This window comes from Caballeronia sordidicola, assembly GCF_000729995.1.
Taxonomy (GTDB): domain Bacteria; phylum Pseudomonadota; class Gammaproteobacteria; order Burkholderiales; family Burkholderiaceae; genus Caballeronia; species Caballeronia sordidicola_A.
Genome location: NZ_JNFG01000011.1, coordinates 87,277 through 105,297, shown reverse-complemented (window position 1 = coordinate 105,297; position 18,021 = coordinate 87,277). Strand labels below are relative to the sequence as shown.

Sequence of the window (18,021 nt, the reverse complement as noted above, 5' to 3'; positions counted from 1 at the left end):
GACGCCAAGGATGATCGAATGAAAGTCGTACTCGAAAAGGTGTTTCCACTAGCCGCTTCGTCGGATACCGCCTGGCAATTGTTGCAGGATATCGAGGCAGTGGCTGGATGCATGCCCGGCGCGAAGATCACTGAACGCGTGGATGCCACCCACTACAAAGGCACGATTACCGTGCGGCTCGGTCCGGCCACGATGTCGTTCAAAGGCGATATCGAGGTGTTGAACCTCGACGCAACGGCGCGCAGTTTGCACCTTGTGGGCAAGGGCACGGACTCCACGGGCAGCTCGGCCGCATCAATGGATCTGGTCGCGAGCGTGCAGGCCGCCGGCGATGCGTGCGAACTGACGGGCAGGAGCGAGGTGACGATGAGCGGCAAGGCCGCCGCGCTCGGCAGCCGGCTGATGGGTCCGGTGGCGGACCAGATGCTCAAGCAGTTCGTCGCCAACTTTGCGGCACGACTAGAGGCTTCTTCGAGCCCGCAAACGACGCCAATGACACCGGAAGTGTCCACGAGCGCACCCCTAGCCGCTCATGCCCCGTCCTCCGAACTGAACGGCCTTGCGCTGGCGTGGGCCGTCATGCGCGAATGGTTACGCGGGCTTTTCACCCGCAAGCCGGTCTGAGACCGGACAGGGGCAGTCATGGCGACGGACAGGATGAGCGAAGTCGTGAGCCTGCAGCAGAGGCTGGAGGGTCATGGTTTCATTGCCGAGCGCAGCTTTGCGGCAACCCTCCTGCTGACGATGGAAATGCGCCGGCCCTTGTTGCTTGAGGGTGAGGCCGGTGTCGGCAAGACCGAGGTGGCGAAAGCGCTTGCGCGGCTCCTTGATACACGGCTGATCCGGCTGCAATGCTACGAAGGCCTGGACGCGCACTCCGCGCTGTACGAGTGGAACTACCAGCATCAACTGCTCGCGATCAAGTTGCTTGAACAGGACGAGCGATCGGTTCTCGACAAGGAGCAGGATATTTTCTCCGAACGCTATCTGCTCAAGCGGCCGCTGCTCGAAGCGATCACGACGACGCCGGCGCCTGTCTTGCTGATCGACGAGATCGACCGTACTGATGAAGCGTTCGAAGCTTATTTGCTGGAGTTGCTGTCCGACTTTCAGATGTCGATTCCGGAACTCGGTGTGATACGCGCCACCGAAAGGCCTTTCGTCATCCTGACTTCTAATGGAACGCGCGAGATCTCCGATGCGTTGCGCCGCCGATGCTTATATCAGTACATCGACTATCCGGGCTTCGAAAAGGAGCTGCTGATCGTGCGTACGCAGATTCCGGAAGTGCCGGAGAAACTGGCGCGGCAGATGGTCGAATTCGTGCAGTCGGTCAGGCAGATGGATTTGCAGAAGAAACCGGGTCTGGCCGAGACGCTGGACTGGGTGTCCGCGTTGCTACGTCTGGGGGTGAGCGTGATCGATACGGATGGCGTTGAACAGATCATGGATTCGCTGTCCGCGCTCGTGAAAACGCGCGAGGATCAGGCCGGCCTGACACGGCCGGTCGTCGAGAAACTGGTGGCCGCATGTTGAGCGTGAATAGTGGAACCGATGATCGTGCGCTTCCATCGAACGTTGAGGACGTTCTGGTCGCCCGCTACGCCGGGTTTGCCGGGTGGCTGCGCGCGAATGATTTTCGTGTGACGACAAGCGACATCGCGGCAACAATGGAAGTCGCGCAGCTCACGGGCCAGACAAACAGCCAGCTCTTGCGCTGGAGCCTGCGTGCCGTGCTGTGCTCGCGTGCAGAAGAATGGCGACGCTTTGATGACCTGTTCGACGCATACTTCCTGATACCGAATCGGCGGGTGCTGACCGAAACGCATGCCGGTGGCACTGGCCGGATCGAGCGGGACAAGGACCTCGGCCAGCGTGACGACAGCGAAGGCATGCCATTGTCCCTGGCCGGACGCGGCGCGGACCCGATGCATGCAGACGGCAGCGCGGCCGACCAGGGCGCCTCAGGCGAAACCTCCATCTCGCATGCGGACTTCCGCCATCTCAACGAACCGGACGAACTATTTGCAATCGATGACGCCATCCGGCGTTTCGCTCTTCGGCTGCGAGGCATCCAGATTCGCCGTGAACGCCGCGCGAACGCCGGTCGTGTGATCGATATGGCGTGGACGATCCGTCGCAGTGTCTCGCGCGGCGGACTGCCGATCGACCTTGGCTGGCGCAGGAAGCGGCGTCTGCGTCCGCGCATTGTGCTGTTGCTCGACGTCAGCCGTTCCATGAGCCTGTACAGCTTTTTCTATCTGCGGCTGGCGCGGGTTCTGAGCGCGCGAGTAACAGACGTTCACTGCTTTATTTTCCACACGCGGCTCGTGAGTGTCGCGCAAGCGTTGCGTGACCCTGACCCGCGACGTTCGCAGGAGCGGCTGCACATGCTGTCGGCGGGATGGGCGGGAGGCACGCGCATTGGCGAGAGTCTCGATGAATTCATTGAGCAGCACGCAACCCGGCTGCTGCATTCGCGCACTGCTGTCGTAATCGTCAGTGACGGCTACGATGCCGGCGAGCCCGATAGCTTGCAACAAGCGCTCGCCACGATCCGGCGGCGTTGCCGCCGTCTGGTCTGGCTCAATCCGCTCGCGGACCGGGCCGACTTCACACCGTCCAGCGTCGGCATGCAGGCTGCGATGCCTTATATCGATCTGCTGGCAGGCGCACGCGATCTGGCGAGTCTCGAGCGTGTGCTGCCCCAAGTGCTGTCCACACTGCAATGAGCGCCAATATCGATACCCTCCTGCAACTCGAGCAACGGCTGATTGAAGCAGCACAGCCGTTTGCGGTGGTCACCGTGATCAGGGCCGGGCCCCCTACGTCCGCGTGGGTCGGCGCGCAGGCGCTGGTCGACGGCGAGGGCGTGCTGCACGGCTGGATTGGCGGCGGTTGTTCGCGAACCATCGTGATCCAGGCCGCGCTGCAAGCCATTCGTTCGGGAAGTCCCAAGCGCGTTCGCATCAGCAACGAACCGGTCATGTCCGATTCCGACGTTGAACTGCACACCATGCCTTGCGCGAGCAACGGCACGCTCGAACTTTTCATTCAGCCGACGCTGCCTGCGCCGTTGGTACTCGTCCTGGGCTCGACGCCGACAGCGCTCGAAGCGTGCGTGCTGGCGCAACGCGTGGGGCTGCGCGTTTGTGCTGCGGCGAATGTGAGCACGCCGCTTGTTGCGCTCGGCCTTGACCACGTCATTCAAGGTTTCAATATCGACGCATTGAGCCAAGTTAAGCCGCAAATGATTCTGGTCGCGACGCAAGGCGATTGCGACGAGGACGCGCTCGAGGCTGCTTTGCGTACATCGGCGGCGGCCGTGTTGCTTGTGGCAAGCGCGCGCAAGGCGGAGAAATTGCGCGACGCCATGCTCTTGCGCGGCATCGCACCGGAGCGCCTCAAGGCATTGCATGCGCCCGCTGGTCCGCATATTCATGCCCATACGCCGCTGGAGATCGCGCTGGGCGCCGTCGCGGGGCTGGTGACGTTGCGCCGCGAACTCGAACGAGCGGCAGCGGACGCCTGCGCACCGGGTATTGCCGGAGCCGACGTCGGCGCTGGCGACGACGCCGTGCCGAGAGTGCCGCCATGCGAGTCGATGGCATCGGTCGAGCCCGCGGTCGCCCGTTATATCAATCCGGTGTGCGGCATGCCTGTTGATATCGCGTTGGCGAAGTATGTTGTCGACCACGGCGGGCAGCGTGTCTATTTTTGCTGCGATGGATGCAAGATCGAGTTCGAACATTCGCCCGATAAATATCTTGCGATTGCGCAGGGCAGGCGGGAACGGGAGAAGACATGAACGATGTTCATAACACAGCTGCGCCGAAGTTTTCGGCCGTCGTTCTGGCTGCGGGCCTGTCATCGAGGATGGAGGGCTCGCACAAGTTGCTGCTTCCTGTCGATGGGCAGCCGGCAGTCAGGCGCTCTGTGAGCGCACTGACTGCTGCGGAGCCTGAGGAGATCGTGGTGGTGACCGGCTTCAAGGGGCGGGCCGTGATGGAGGCGCTGGACGGCTTGCAGGTCACGTTCCAGGGCAACCCGCGCTATGAGCAAGGGCAGATGACGTCGGTCGCGGCGGGTGTTGCCGCACTCCGCGCGCCGTGCAGCATCGTGCTGGTCTGTCTTGCCGATCAGGTGCTGCTGGAAGCCGCCGACTATCGGGAAGTGGTGAACGCCTTTGCCGCGATGCCGCGCGGGTCGATCCTGATTCCCATGTTCAACGGACAGCGCGGTAACCCCGTGGCTTTTTCCTCCAGCTACGCCGCCGAGGTCATCAGCGGACACGTCAATCCCGGGTGCCGCAAGTTGATCGCCGAGCATCCGGACGAGGTGTTCATCCACGAAGCCGCGCATGATCGTTTCGTCGTCGATATGGACACGCCGCAGGACTACGCACGCATTCTGGCGCGCTTGGGGCACACGCCCGCCACGGTCGCGGACGCCGTGCAAAGATGAAGCCTATGCCGTGGCGTTTTGATTTCCAGCGATGCCACCGGCTCAGGCCCGCTCGCCCGTAATGTAGTACTCGAGCTGCTGGATCGTGAATTCCTGTTCCGCGATGATGTTCTTCACCAGGTCGCCGATCGAGACCATGCCGACCAGCCGATCCCGATCAAGCACCGGCAGATGGCGCATACGGTGATGGGTCATCAGCGCCATGCACTCGTCGCTTGACTGATCAGGCCGCACACAACGCACTGCTTGGGTCATGATGTCACGCACCGGCGTCACCTTCGACGAGCGGTCCATCAGCACCACTTTTCGCGCATAGTCACGCTCCGTGATGATTCCGGCAATGCTGTCGCCGTCGGTGACGACGAGTGCACCGATTTGTTTCACCGCCATGAGCTTGATCGCGTCGTAGACGCTTTCCGACGCCGTGATCGTATAGACGCTCTGGTTCGGTTTCGACTTGAGGATTTGCGCAACGCTTGTCATGGAGTGGCTCCATTTCGCACTGGCAGCCCGATGACAACTCGTGACGCGTTGCCGTGAAGGACCACCGCTTTCAGTATAGGTGGCCTGGATGCGCGGCGAAGGCAGCGTTTTCCCCTTTCCACTTTCCACCTGGGACTCGCACAGCGCCACGATGCGATGCAGGCAGGCCTTGGGAAAACGGCCGATCGTGCTCGATTTCATTGCCTAAAATCAAGTTACGCGCAAACGGTGCCGCTCGCGCGGAGGTATCCCGATACGTTTCAATCGTAGGGAGAATTGTCATGGCGACTTATGTGGTTCTTGCAAACTTCACTGACCAGGGAATTCGTTCCGTCAAAAACACCGCGCAACGCGCAGGTCAGGCGGCGGAATTGGCCAAGGGCTTTGGCTGCGAAATGAAAGAGATCTACTGGACGTTGGGCCACCACGACCTTGTCGTGATTGTCGAGGCGCCCGACGATCAGAGCTTCGCGGCATTTGGCTGCGCGCTCGGCTCTGCCGGCAATGTCCGCACGCAGGCGCTGCGTGCTTTCACGAAGGACGAAATTGGCGCGGTTCTGGGCAGGCTGCCTTAATGCAGGCCACCGCAAGGCAGGCTACCGCAAGGCAGGCGAACGACATGCTAGGGCATGACCGGCGGCACGAACTCGAGCGTGCCCGCCAGCACCGTAAGAAGAATCAGCACTAGCGGCACATGCACGATCAACTGCGTGAACGTGAAGCCGACGACATCGCGGGCCCGCAAACCCAGTACGCCGAGCAGCGGCAACATCCAGAACGGATTGATCAGGTTCGGCAGTGCTTCGGCAGCGTTATAAACCTGCACGGCCCAGCCCAGCCCAGATGCACCCGCAGATCGTTGGCCGCCTGCATCACGTACGGTGCTTCGATGATCCACTTGCCGCCGCCTGACGGGACGAAGAAGCCGAGTAGTGCGGAGTACGCGCCCATCACGGCGGGGAACGATGCATGTGACGAGACCGATACGAAAAAGGCGGCCAGCACATGCGACAACGCTTCGCCGCCGGGCGCCGCCGCCTTCGTCAAGATGAATGCGATACCGGTCGAAAGCAACCGGACTGCCGCGCGACAGCGAACCGGTGAGGGACTTTCTGCGTGCGACGTTGCGCGAGACCTGACGCGCGGTTCAGTGGCAACCGGCGCCGGATGGCTTACGCGCGCCGTTCATCCCGTGCAACTATGCAGCCGCTGGATATTGGAAGCCATCTCCCGAGGAGTTGCGCTCATACACCTGCTCGCCGGCCACGTAGGTCGCCTTGATTGCACGATCATCGCCAAGCGTCATGAGGACGAAAAGCTGTTCGACGATGTCCTTGCAGTATTCCGATCGCAACGACATCAGCGGCGTCGCCTTGCGGTCGAGTATGACGAGATCGGCCTCATACCCTTTCGCGACCGTCCCTATCCTGTCCTGCAGGTAGAGCGCCTCTGCACCGCCGCGCGTTGCCAGATAGAACGCCTGGATTGCGTTGAGCTTCGTCTGGTTCATTTGCGCGACCTTGTAAGCCTCATTGAGCGATTGCAATTGCGAAAAGCTCGTGCCCGCGCCCACGTCTGTTCCCAGTCCGACACGCACCGGGCGCTTTGGATTCTTGACGTCGAACAGGCGGAACAGGCCGCTGCCGAGGAACAGGTTCGACGTCGGACAATGCGCGAGAGCCGCACCCGTCTGGTGGCACGTACAAAGATCTTCCTCGGTCAGGTGAACACCGTGGCCATAGATCGAGCGTGGGCCCACGATACCCGCGTGCGCATAGACGTCCAGATAGCTTTTGCGCTTCGGGAACAGCTCCATCACCCAGGCGATCTCATCCACGTTTTCGCACAGGTGAGTCTGCACGTAAGCATCCGGATTCTCCTTGAGCAACGTACCGCACACATCGAGCTGAGCCTCGGTACTGGTGGGGGCGAAGCGCGGCGTAATGCAATACAGCTGCCTTCCGCGCTTATGCCACTTTGCGATCAAGTCCGAGCTCATGGTGTGCGCGAGTTCGGCGGTATCGAGCAACGCTGCCGGCGCATTGCGGTCCATCAGAACCTTGCCCGCGATCATGCGCGTGTTGAAACGCGCCGACTCCTCGAAGAATGCGTCTACCGATCCCGGATGAACCGTGCAGTACACAGCGGCAGTCGTCGTGCCGCAACGCAACAGCTCGCGTAGGAAGACTTTCGCAATTTTCTGCGCATGCAGCTCATCTGCGAAATTTTGCTCCGCGACGAACGTATAGGTGTTGAGCCACTCGAGGAGTTGCTGGCCGTACGCACCGATCATTTCTGTCTGCGGATAGTGGATGTGCGTATCGATGAAGCCGGCTGAGATGATCGCATCGGGATAGTGCTGGACTTTAACGCCTGGGGGCAGCCGTGCGGCCACTTCCGATGCAGGCCCGACGTCGACAATGTGACCGCCGTCGATGACGACGATTGCGTCGGGAATGTGGACCAGGCATTTCTCGGCGGCTTCGAGAAAGGGGTCGCCGCTAAAGGTAACCACGTCGGCGCGCAAAGCTTTCAAGTGTGTCATGTCAATCTTCCGGATAGTTACGTGTTCTGATGCGCGGCCCCGAGGCCACGATAATCTGAGGAGCGCGAAGAATCAGCGGCGCGCCGGATGCGATTCCTTCATGATGAGAGAGATGGTGAACGCTGCCACCAGCGCGAACATGATGGGCTGTGCCGCATATTCCGCGACCGCCAGCGTATGGTCCGTGAGGCCTGCACCGACTGCGGATACAACTCGCGAGCCGGGCGCGGCGATCATGATCCCGCCAGCAATAAACGCGAGGCCGTTGACGAAAGCGGCTGACGTACCGATCAATTGTGGCGGCACCACATCTGCGGCACTACTGAACGTGAGCATATGCGACGCGTTGGCGAAGCCAAACAGGAAGTTGAGCGCCATCGCAAAGGGAATCGATACGGACGGCAGATAAAGCAATGCGCCCGCGCTCGCGAGCTGGACGGCGATGCCGATCACGATGGGCATCTTGCGCCGTTCGATCTTGTCGGAGAGAGCGGGAATCACGAGGCAGCCCGCCGCAAGACCAAGCCAGAGGAGTGAGGAACTGAATGCTGCCGTAGCGGGGGAAGCCCCTCGGATTTCCATGAGCTTGGGTGTCCAGACCACGCCTGCCGCGAGCATGCTGCCGAACAACGCGGCGCATATCAACGCGGACAACCACACATGCGCAATCTTGATCACTTGCAGCAGCGCGTCCAGCACCGAATGCACGAACGTTCCGACACCGCCTGCACCTGTTGATTCGACCGGTTTCGGATTCTTGAGGAAGAAGAAGGCGAGAATCGACAGCGCGATTCCGGCAACGCCCACCATGTTGAACAGTTCCCTCCATGGGATTGCATTCAGTCCGAGCTGCAGTGCATTGACCGAGAACGCCGAAGATAGCGACGCGCAGAATTGGACGAGTCCGAACATGAAGTTGAAGCGGGACATGCCGAACCATTGGCCGCCTATGTATCCGGCACCGACAAAACCCGTGCATGCGCCGACCGCCATGACGAACTGGGAGGCAAGCAGCGTGCCGTAGCTTTCTGCATTGGCGAACAGGAATACACCGGCTGTCACCAGTACCACCGAAATCGGCAATACCTTGTGTGCGCCCAGGCGGTCGAGCAAAGCACCGCCGAAGAACTGGCAAATGGCAAATACCCACGTATAAACGGCCGCCACGGTGGCGACCTGTTCGACGCTCAGTGACGCACTTTTCTGCACATCGGCATTGACGATTGAATATCCCGTCTGGACGCTGAACAGATAAATGACGAAGGCCACGGAAAGCGCCCAGATCCACCACGCTCGCGGACCACCGAGCTGAAAGGACCGGATTTGGGTTTGCTTCGAAGAAACAGTGTTCATAGGATTTTCTCCAGGCGAGTGCAACCCCGCGATCGAATGATCGCGTTTTAAAATAAGAAATAAAACTTCCCGGAACGTCGGGTCGCCGATGCAATGGATTGAGCGAGATCTATTGCGGGAATATGCGGTATGAATTCAGCTGCAATTCGCACGGCTCTGTTGAGATCGAAATTCGTAAGAACGCTTCACAATGACCGGCTGGCTTGGCTATGTACGGCATGTTGCGCGTATCGAGAATTCCGTCAACTTAACAATTGACATTGATTTCGACAAGTCTTTAATTTGCGGGTTTACCGATTCGTCCGAATAGCATGTTTAATTCGAGAAGACGCAATGGATTTATTAACGCCAGGAGAAATGGACTATCCGACTCGATGATTTATAGAAATATCGGTATAGTCGTTTTGATTTGGTTGAATAATCAGGTTTCGAATTGAGCGAAGCCGGATCAGGAACAAAGTGGCAGGACATTTCAATGATGCTACCCACGCGCCGCGAAAAGCCATATCGGTTCCGACGATGCGTTTCGTGAGTTTAAAGTCCCATGGCCTGGCCGTCGCTACGCGGATCGTGTGCCCCGGACAGCGTGCCATCCGATCCAATTCGAATCACCCCCGGATGACCCGCAAGCGGACTCTGCGCGGCAATAGCGCTTACTTCATGCCCGCGTGCGGCTAAGGCGGCGAGCACGTCGGCGCCGGCGTCTTCCTCCAGCTTGAGCGCGTCGCGGGTATCTGAGAAGGTCTTGCCAAGCAGGAAACGCGGACGAGCCAACGCGCTCAACGGGTCCATCCCGTAGTCGATCAGCCGCGTCAGCACCGCTGCCAGCGTCTGGGGCTGGCCGTCCGCGCCCTGCGTGCCGAACAGCAGATGCGGCTGCCCATCCTTCAGGTACATGCCGGGATTGAGCGTATGAAATGGCCGCTTGCCCGGCTGCACGACATTGTGATGCGCCGGATCAACGCTGAACGACGCGCCGCGGTTGTGCCAGAGAATCCCGGTGTCTCCTGCCACAACACCGCTGCCCCAATCGAAGTAGACGGTTTGCAGCAGACTGACGCTGCGGCCTTGCCCGTCCGATGCACCGATGAACACCGTATCGCCGGGGCGGAATACGTGCGGCCAGGCGCGCGCTTTGTGAAGGTTGATCGAGCGTGCATGGGTATCGAGTGTGTCGGTCGAAAGCATCTCGTCGACGGGCACGCGATTGAACTCCGGGTCCGAGACCAGGCGGTCCCGGTCCACGAACGCGCATTTCACTGCCTCCACGAGCAGGTGATAGTAGTCGGCGCTTCCCTCCGCGATGGACGACAGATCGAATCGTGCGAGCGTACCCATGATCTGCAGCGTGGTGACGCCTTGCGTGGGCGGTTGCAGGCTCACGAGCTCTCCGCCTCGATACGTCACGCGCAGCGATGCCTCATCGCGAGCGCGGGTCTTCGCAAGGTCGGCTTGCGTCAGCGGCGAGCCGGCCTGCTGCAGGCCGCGGGCAATGCGCTCCGCGAGTTCGCCTTCGTAGAATTCGCGCGCGCCGTAGGTGGCGATGCGTTCAAGACTGCGCGCGAGTGCTGGTTGAACGAAGCGCTCGCCAATGGCGGGCGCATGTCCGTTGGGTGAAAATACCGCCGAAAAGCCCGGCATTGCGCGCAATTCGCCGGCACGAAGGTGCTGCCAAAAGTGTTGCGATGGTGTGACCGGGAATCCCTCCGACGCGTAGCCAATCGCGCGATCGAACAGGGACGACCACGTGCGTTGGCCGCCCCAGGACGTCTGGCTGATCGCATACGCCTGATGCCAGGTATCGACCGTTGCTGCGGTAGTCAGCGTCGAGCCGGCGCCGCGCAATGGGATCGCGGCGGAGAAAGCGGGCAATGTCTGCGCTGCTTGTCCGATGCCCGATAACGTCCGCAGCATGCCGGTCCGGTCGCCGATCACCCAGAACGCATCGCCGCCAAGACCGGTGAAATGCGGATACGTCACGCTCAGCGCAGCGCCGATCGCAATGGCCGCTTCAATGGCGTTGCCGCCCGCGCGCAGCACGTCGAGGCCCGCCTCGCTTGCGATAGCGTGGGGGCTGGTGACCATGCCTTCGGTGGACGTGGCGAGGATCGCGTTGTGCATAGAGTCTCCGAAGTCGGTCAGCCGAGCGTGAAGCGCTCGCGGGTGGTGACATAGTCGCTTGCGCCAAACCGTCCGACCGGGAAGTAGTGCTGAAGCCGTACACGCCATGTTTCAGTATCGATCAGTTCGTCGCGTGCATGCAGTCTGTGAACGCAACCAATGAAGATCTGCCGGCTCGTGGTTTCCAGTGTCTCCCACAACGTGCATTCGAACGCGACCGGCGCTTCTGCGATTCGCGGCGGCGCGACCCGCGAGCTTGGCGTCGGCGTCAGTCCGACCTTCTCGAGCTCGCTGACATCGGGCGGCAGACGTTCCCCGCATCGATGCATTTTTTCGGCCATCGCTTCGTCGCAGAGATGCACGACGAACTCGCGGCTGCGCGCAATATTTACGGCGGTGTCCTTGAGCGAGCCATCGTCGAGGCGGTTGATGCTGATCATCACAATGGGCGGTTCTTCACCCAGCATGTTGAACATCGAGAAGGGTGCCGCGTTGATCGTGCCGCTCGCGCTCATGGTTGTCACCAGCGCGATCGGACGCGGCACGATCAGGCTCGCCATGAGTTTGTATCGCTGATATTCGGTGATGGCTTCGAAGTCGATTTCCATGATGGCCTGGATCAGTGGGCTCAGAATTGACGCCCGGAGGTTGGCACCCGGATTCAAGTCATGCCGAGCAATTGCCCGAGGCTTTTCTCGCCCAGCATGCGTGACGTCTCAATGCGTTCTTCCAGCTCGCGAAGGTGCGCTTCCATGCGTGTCACGGCGCCGGCTGCATCCCGTGCTTCTATGCAGTCGACGATCGCCGCATGTTCCTCGTGCTCGCACGGCGCATGGCCCGGCGGCTCGTAGACACCCACGATCAGTGAGCATCGCGACACCAGTTCCGTCAGGTAGCGTTGCAGGATCGAGTTGCCGCCAAGCGCCGCAATGCGCAGGTGAAAGTCGCTTGCAAGCCGCGCCCAGGAGGGCTGGTCGAAGCGGTGCATGGCTTCGTGTTCATCGGCTAGCTGACGGCGCAGTTCCTTGATGTCGCGGGCAGTCACACGTTGTACGGCGAGCTCCACCAGCACGCGCTCCATCGAGCGGCGCGCTTCGAAAATCTCGCGTGTCTCCGCGGGCGTCGGCTCGGCGATCACCGCGCCCTTGTTCGGCCGCAGTGCAACGATGCCGTCATAGGCAAGCCTCTCCAGCACGCGCCGCACGACCGCGCGGCCGACGCCGAACAACTGGCACAACTCTGGCTCTGGAAGTTTGGTGCCGGGCGTCAGGCGATGATCGAGTACACCGTCGAAGATGGCCTGGTAGAGGCGGGCATCGGTGTCCTGCGCTGCATCGTGCGCAGTTTCTCGGCGAGGCTTTGCAGCCGCTTTTAATGCGGGTTTCGGCATCATTTTTCTGCCGGGAGGAGGGCCTGTTGACGCGTACCGGCGAGGCCCGCGCGCTCCATCTCGTCCATATGGCGAGCGATGGCGCCGGGCGTTGTCATCCACACGTCGCCGTTCGCGCGGGCGGCGGCAATGTGCTGCAGTGCGCGACGCAAATGGCGCAAACGGTAGGGCTGTCCGACGAGATACGGATGCAGTGCGATGCCCATCACAAGCGCTTGCGGATGACGGCTGTGGTTCGCCTGTTCGAGCATTTCGTCGAACTGGTCGACGATCATGTCAGCGAAGGCTCGTGCGTCGAGGTGACGGCCGACCATCATCGGCAAGTCGTTGAGTTCTTGCGGGTAGGGAATGGACCACAACGAACCGGCGCGTGTCGCCATGCGCACCGGGCGGTCGTCGTGGCACCAGTTGAGCGTGTAGCCGTAGCCGGTCTCCGCGAGCAGGTCAGGCGTGACGCGGGACTCGGAGATCCATGGCGAAAGCCAGCCCGAAGGCGGCGTGCCGGCATGCGCGGTGATGCGTTCGCGGCAATGCAGCAACAACGCGCGTTCGCTGTTTTCGTCCAGGTCGCTCTGGCGGTGCGCATTCGTATGGCCGTGTGCGATCAGTTCGTCGCCGCGTGCGAGACAGGCGTTGATGACCTCCGGGCAGTGGTCATACAGCGATGTATTGATCAGCGTGCCCGACGGCAGATCGAGCTGATCGAAGAGCTCGATGCAGCGCCATACACCCACGCGGTTGCCGTATTCGCGCCAGCTGTAGTTGAGCACGTCGGGCTGCGGCGAGACCGGGCCGAGGGCCGCGCCCAGTCCTTCGCCAAACGCAAAGTGTTCGATGTTGAAGCCGAGATAGACGGCGAGGCCGGTGTCGCCCGGCCAACGAAACGAGTCGGTGTCGGTGATCGGCCGGTAAGGAAAGCGGCCATGCGTGGCGAGCGGACCGAACGCGGGATCGTGCGACGCGCGAGCGTGGCGGATGGTGTCCATGTGCAAAAGCCCTGAGTGACAAACGCGCTGCGCACCAACGTGCCGCGCGTGAACCTTTTTGGGGGATCGCGCCCCGTGACGAACCCCGGGCGCACCGCGCTTGTGCGGGCTGGTCGGCGATAGTTCGATTTCGGATTGTGTGCAATTTACACGCCGTATCGTCTGCGTTCAATAGGGGTGATGGTGCGCATAAAGGCTTCGATATGTGAGCAAATTGGCATATGTCTTGCATTAAGAGTCTTGCCAGTAGCTTGCCACCGTATTGGTTGCCGCTCGCCGCGCTTTTATCGAGGAAACGCCCTGCATGAGTTCGTGCCCATGAGTCCGTCCACTACCGTGCTTAAAACCGAGCCTGCCGATATCGAACTGGTGCATGTATCGAAGCAATATGGGGATTCGCTCGCTGTCGATTCGATCGACTTGCGGATTCCCGGCGGCCAATACTGTTGCCTGCTTGGGCCGTCGGGCTGTGGCAAGACATCGACGTTGCGGATGATCGCCGGCCATGAGTCGATCAGCGACGGCGACATCCTCATCGGCCAGCGCAACGTCACGCGCGTGCAACCCGCCGCGCGCGGCACAGCGATGGTCTTCCAGAGTTATGCGTTGTTCCCGCATTTGTCGGCGCTCGATAATGTCGCGTTCAGCCTGAAGATGCGCGGCGTCGCCAAGGATGTACGCCGCCGGCGGGCGGGTGAACTGCTGGAACTTGTCGCGATGAGCGCTTACGCCGAACGCAAGCCGTCGCAACTGTCGGGTGGCCAGCAGCAGCGTGTCGCACTCGCCCGCGCGCTGCTCAATGAGCCGCGCTGCCTGCTGCTCGACGAACCCTTGTCCGCGCTCGATCCGTTCCTGCGCGTGCAGATGCGAGCCGAACTCAAGCGTTGGCAGAAGCAACTGGGCATCACGTTCGTGCACGTGACGCACTCGCAGGAAGAGGCACTCGCGCTCGCGGATATGGTCGTTGTCATGAGCCACGGGCGCATTGAGCAAAGCGGCTCGCCGCACGAAGTATTCAACCGGCCGCGCACGGAATTCGTCGCGCGTTTCCTCGGTGGGCATAACGTGCTCGGTACCAGCGGCCGTGCGTTCACAGTACGCGCCGATCATCTGCGGATTGCACCGCATGGGTTCACGCCCGTCCAGTCACCCACCAGCGAAAGCGGCTTCAGCCGGATCGGCGGCATCCCGTGCACGGTTCGCGAAACCGAATATCAGGGTACCCATTTGCGCATGACGCTCGCACCGCTCGACGGTTCACCTGACCTCGTTTCACTACTACCCGATAACGAATACGACCCGCTACGACTGGGACCCGATGCGCGTGTCGTGGTCTGGTGGAACGAGCAGGACGCACATGCATTGGCGGCATAAGAGACCGCTTATCCGTTGTACGTTGCACCGAACGACAATTTCAACCGAGGGAGATTGCAATGACTGAGCGTTACGAACACCCGTCCGATCCCGGCGCGAGCGAGACACCCGCAAGCGCCACGACCGAATCCAGCCTGGGAGCGGGCGAGGGCAAGGGTATGTCACGCCGCACCTTGCTCAAAGGCGCGGTCGCCGCGGCCGGCATTGCAGGGTTTCCGTACGTGCATGCGCAGGAAAAGATCACGCTTCGCTACCTGGGCACGGCCGTGAACCAGAGCTCGGACATTGCGAAGAAATTCCAGGAAGACACCGGCATCCAGATCCAGTACATCCCGGTCACCACCGACGACGTCGCCAAGCGCATCATCACGCAGCCGAATTCATTCGATATTGTCGATACCGAGTACTTCTCGCTGAAGAAGCTGATCCCCGCCGGCACGCTGGCCGGCATGGATGTGAAAAAGATCAAGCTCGCCGACAAGATCACGCCGGTGCTCACCCGCGGTGAGGTCGATGGCAAGAAGATCGGCGACCAGGGCACGGCGCCCAAGAAGGTGATGTTCCTGACGGGCCCGCGCTCGACCGAATTCTCGGCTACGCCCACCGAATGGATGACGCTGATCCCGACCACCTATAACGCCGATACGCTCGGCATCCGTCCCGACCTGATCAAACGCCCGATCAACAGCTGGGCAGAGTTGCTTAACCCTGAATTCAAGGGGCGTGCCGCACTCCTGAACATTCCTGCCATCGGCATCATGGATTCGGCCATGGCGATCGAGGCAATGGGCCATGTCAAGTACGGCGACAAGGGCAACATGACCAAGGCTGAGATCGACCAGACCATCAAGATCCTGATCGAAGCCAAGCGTGCCGGTCAGTTCCGCGCGTTCTGGAAGGACTTCAACGAAAGTGTGAACCTGATGGCGTCCGGCGAGGTCGTGATCCAGTCGATGTGGTCGCCCGCTGTCACGAAGGTCCGCACCATGGGGGTTGCGTGCAAGTTCCAGCCGCTCAAGGAGGGGTATCGTTCGTGGGCGTCGGGCTTCGGGTTGCCGCGTTCGTTGCAGGGCCGCAAGCTCGACGCAGCCTACGAGTTCATCAACTGGTTCCAGGACGGCTGGGCCGGTGCTTACCTGATGCGCCAGGGCTATTACGCGGGTGTGCTCGAGACCGCCAAGACCCATATGCAGCCGTATGAATGGGACTACTGGATCGAAGGCAAGCCGGCCGCGCAAGATATCAAGGCCCCGGACGGCCAGTTGCTCGAAAAGGTGGGCACGGTGCGCGACGGCGGTTCGTACAACCAGCGCATGGGGGCTATAGCCTGTTGGAACGCGGTGATGGACGAGAACATCTACATGGTCCAGAAGTGGAACGAGTTCATCGCGGCTTGATGTGGCTGACCGCGTAGGGCCGGCGTGGTCGCCGGCCACCTTTATTTATCCACCAGGTAATCCGCGATGGCATCGATCGAGCTTCCCATCCAACCGCTGGAGGCGACTGTCAAGCATCGGCGCGCGGCCGCATGGCTACAGGCAACGCCGCTCGCGTTGACCTTCGTCCTGTTCTTTCTCGTGCCGCTTGTCATCACCCTGATCGTGAGTTTCTGGGACTTCAACGAATACCAGATCATCCCCGCATTCACGTTCAAGAACTACGCGGCGATCTTCGACGGCTGTTCTTCGATGACCGATGTCTGCGTGACCTTCAAGACCTACTGGTCGACGATTAAGTTCTGCGCCATCGTCTGGGCGGTGACGCTCGTGCTCGGTTTTACGATCGCGTATTTCCTGTCGTTTCATGTCCGGTCATCAGGTATGCAGACGGTATTATTCCTTGTCTGCACAATTCCGTTCTGGACGTCGAACGTGATCCGGATGATCTCGTGGATACCGCTGCTCGGCCGCAACGGGCTGGTCAACCAGGCTCTGCTTTCATCGCACATGATCGACAAGCCGCTTGAATGGCTGCTCTATTCGAACTTTTCCGTCGTGCTCGCGTTCGTGCATTTGTATACGTTCTTCATGATCGTACCGATCTTCAATGCCATGATGCGCATCGACCGGTCGTTGCTCGAAGCCGCGCGCGATGCTGGCGCGAGCGGCTGGCAGGTGATCCGCGAGGTGGTGTTGCCGCTGTCGAAGACGGGCATTGTGATCGGCTCGATCTTCGTGATCACCATCGTCATGGGCGATTTCCTGACGGTCGGCGTGATGGGTGGGCAGCAGATTGCGTCGGTCGGAAAGATCATCCAGGTGCAGACCGGCTATCTTCAGTTTCCGGCTGCCGCGGCCAACGCGATCATCCTGCTAGCCGTCGTGCTGATGATTGTCTGGGCGCTCACGCGCGTAGTCGATATCCGCAAGGAGCTTTGACATGGCCGCGACCAGTTTGAACCCGAAGCACCGCGAGCGGCGTCCCGCCAGTTTTTACTGGCTCGCGCTGGTGTTCGGGCTATTCGTGCTGTTCCTCTATGGACCGGTCATCACAATCTTCATCCTGTCGTTCCAGGGACCGGAAGGCGGTCTCACATTCCCCATGCGCGGTGTTTCGCTGCACTGGTTCGAGGTGTTGCGCCAAGGCGTGGGGGACATCGACATCTGGGCCGCATTCGGACGGTCAGTGCGTCTTGCCGCTGTCGTCACGGTGTTGACCGTGCTGTTCTCGGTCGCGGCAGGGCTCGCATTTCGCAAGCGCTTTCGCGGCGACACGGCTGTGTTCTATGTGTCCGTCGCGAGCCTGATCATGCCGTCGATCATCGTGTCGCTGGGAATCGGGCTGACGTTCCGGCTGCTGGACAACGGCGTCAAGTATCTGGCCGGTGCGTGGGGACATCAATCATTCGTCGACAACTACACCACGTCGATGGGTCTTTACACTTCGGCACTCGGCGCGCACCTGACGTGGACGCTGCCCTTCGGGTTGCTCGTGATGTTCGCTGTCTTCAACCGCTTCAACCCGGCGTACGAAGAGGCGGCTCGCGACCTGGGCGCGTCGCCCTGGCAGAGCTTTTGCCATGTGGTGTTGCCGATCATCGGGCCGTCGGTGATTGGGGTCGGGATGTTCGGCTTCACGCTGTCGTGGGACGAGATCGCGCGCACGTCGCAGGCGATCGGCGACCAGAACACGTTGCCGCTGGAATTGCAGGGGCTCACGACTTCCGTCACCACGCCCGTGATCTATGCGCTTGGCACGATGACCACGATGCTGTCGTTGACGGTGATGGTGGTGGGGCTGCTGACGGTGCAGTGGCTGAGTCGGCGACGTTCGAAGGCGCTTGCGGGCTGACCGCGAGAAGCTCA

17 protein-coding genes and 1 pseudogene are annotated in these 18,021 nt (G+C 60.9%); 10 read left to right on the top strand and 8 right to left on the bottom strand.

The genetic code is table 11. The features are described from left to right. Positions 1 to 18: 18 nt before the first annotated feature. Genes FH08_RS0112265 through FH08_RS0112245 form a run of 5 tightly spaced genes read left to right on the top strand, consistent with a single transcriptional unit; the run spans position 19 to position 4,464 of the window. Positions 19 to 624, top strand: a complete 606-nt coding sequence (locus tag FH08_RS0112265) for an SRPBCC family protein (protein WP_031358602.1) — start codon at positions 19 to 21, stop codon at positions 622 to 624. A gap of 18 nt (positions 625 to 642) precedes the next feature. Continuing rightward, entirely contained in the window at positions 643 to 1,536 is an 894-nt protein-coding gene (locus FH08_RS0112260; RefSeq protein ID WP_031358601.1) for an AAA family ATPase, read from the top strand. After that, the gene (locus tag FH08_RS0112255) at positions 1,530 to 2,732 is read left to right on the top strand and encodes a vWA domain-containing protein (RefSeq protein WP_051888191.1); all 1,203 of its coding nucleotides are present in this window, start codon (positions 1,530 to 1,532) and stop codon (positions 2,730 to 2,732) included. Before FH08_RS0112260 ends, FH08_RS0112255 begins: the two co-directional genes overlap by 7 nt. Beyond that, entirely contained in the window at positions 2,729 to 3,808 is a 1,080-nt protein-coding gene (locus FH08_RS0112250) for an XdhC family protein (protein WP_031358599.1), read from the top strand. Before FH08_RS0112255 ends, FH08_RS0112250 begins: the two co-directional genes overlap by 4 nt. Further along, entirely contained in the window at positions 3,805 to 4,464 is a 660-nt protein-coding gene (locus FH08_RS0112245; protein ID WP_031358598.1) for a nucleotidyltransferase family protein, read from the top strand. The genes FH08_RS0112250 and FH08_RS0112245 overlap by 4 nt, the downstream gene beginning before the upstream one ends. Positions 4,465 to 4,506: 42 nt before the next feature. Here the strand turns inward: FH08_RS0112245 and FH08_RS0112240 are convergent, their stop codons facing one another. Further along, positions 4,507 to 4,947, bottom strand: coding sequence for a CBS domain-containing protein (locus tag FH08_RS0112240; protein ID WP_031358597.1), 441 nt, complete (start codon positions 4,945 to 4,947; stop codon positions 4,507 to 4,509). Between the two features lie 281 nt (positions 4,948 to 5,228). Here FH08_RS0112240 and FH08_RS0112235 point away from each other — a divergent pair, with 281 nt between their 5' ends. Beyond that, complete coding sequence (locus FH08_RS0112235; protein ID WP_031358596.1) at positions 5,229 to 5,522, top strand: GYD domain-containing protein; 294 nt, start codon at positions 5,229 to 5,231, stop codon at positions 5,520 to 5,522. Between the two features lie 47 nt (positions 5,523 to 5,569). Here the strand turns inward: FH08_RS0112235 and FH08_RS50380 are convergent. The 7 genes and pseudogenes from FH08_RS50380 to FH08_RS0112190 form a co-directional block, all read right to left on the bottom strand. Next, positions 5,570 to 6,009 (bottom strand): annotated as a pseudogene (locus FH08_RS50380) (TIGR00366 family protein); the annotation flags it as partial. Between the two features lie 136 nt (positions 6,010 to 6,145). Beyond that, on the bottom strand, positions 6,146 to 7,492 hold the full coding sequence (gene guaD, locus FH08_RS0112220) for a guanine deaminase (protein ID WP_031358594.1): 1,347 nt from the start codon (positions 7,490 to 7,492) through the stop codon (positions 6,146 to 6,148). Positions 7,493 to 7,564: 72 nt separating this feature from the next. Then, entirely contained in the window at positions 7,565 to 8,845 is a 1,281-nt protein-coding gene (locus FH08_RS0112215) for an MFS transporter (RefSeq protein ID WP_051888189.1), read from the bottom strand. 534 nt (positions 8,846 to 9,379) lie between these two features. Next, positions 9,380 to 10,966 (bottom strand): gamma-glutamyltransferase family protein, encoded by a 1,587-nt coding sequence (locus FH08_RS0112205; protein ID WP_031358592.1) that lies wholly within the window; start codon positions 10,964 to 10,966, stop codon positions 9,380 to 9,382. A gap of 17 nt (positions 10,967 to 10,983) precedes the next feature. After that, positions 10,984 to 11,574 (bottom strand): flavin reductase family protein, encoded by a 591-nt coding sequence (locus FH08_RS0112200; RefSeq protein ID WP_031358591.1) that lies wholly within the window; start codon positions 11,572 to 11,574, stop codon positions 10,984 to 10,986. Positions 11,575 to 11,627: 53 nt separating this feature from the next. Continuing rightward, the gene (locus FH08_RS0112195; protein ID WP_031358590.1) at positions 11,628 to 12,359 is read right to left on the bottom strand and encodes a GntR family transcriptional regulator; all 732 of its coding nucleotides are present in this window, start codon (positions 12,357 to 12,359) and stop codon (positions 11,628 to 11,630) included. Continuing rightward, on the bottom strand, positions 12,356 to 13,342 hold the full coding sequence (locus tag FH08_RS0112190; protein ID WP_051888187.1) for a polysaccharide deacetylase family protein: 987 nt from the start codon (positions 13,340 to 13,342) through the stop codon (positions 12,356 to 12,358). The genes FH08_RS0112195 and FH08_RS0112190 overlap by 4 nt, the downstream gene beginning before the upstream one ends. Positions 13,343 to 13,660: 318 nt before the next feature. Here FH08_RS0112190 and FH08_RS0112185 point away from each other — a divergent pair, with 318 nt between their 5' ends. The 4 genes from FH08_RS0112185 (at position 13,661) to FH08_RS0112170 (ending at position 18,007) form a co-directional block, all read left to right on the top strand. Further along, positions 13,661 to 14,716, top strand: coding sequence for an ABC transporter ATP-binding protein (locus tag FH08_RS0112185; protein WP_031358588.1), 1,056 nt, complete (start codon positions 13,661 to 13,663; stop codon positions 14,714 to 14,716). 59 nt (positions 14,717 to 14,775) lie between these two features. After that, complete coding sequence (locus tag FH08_RS0112180) at positions 14,776 to 16,113, top strand: ABC transporter substrate-binding protein (RefSeq protein ID WP_081889453.1); 1,338 nt, start codon at positions 14,776 to 14,778, stop codon at positions 16,111 to 16,113. Between the two features lie 66 nt (positions 16,114 to 16,179). Beyond that, positions 16,180 to 17,094 (top strand): ABC transporter permease, encoded by a 915-nt coding sequence (locus FH08_RS0112175; RefSeq protein ID WP_031358586.1) that lies wholly within the window; start codon positions 16,180 to 16,182, stop codon positions 17,092 to 17,094. A 1-nt stretch (position 17,095) separates the two neighbouring features. Beyond that, the gene (locus FH08_RS0112170) at positions 17,096 to 18,007 is read left to right on the top strand and encodes an ABC transporter permease (RefSeq protein WP_031358585.1); all 912 of its coding nucleotides are present in this window, start codon (positions 17,096 to 17,098) and stop codon (positions 18,005 to 18,007) included. Positions 18,008 to 18,021 lie beyond the last annotated feature (14 nt).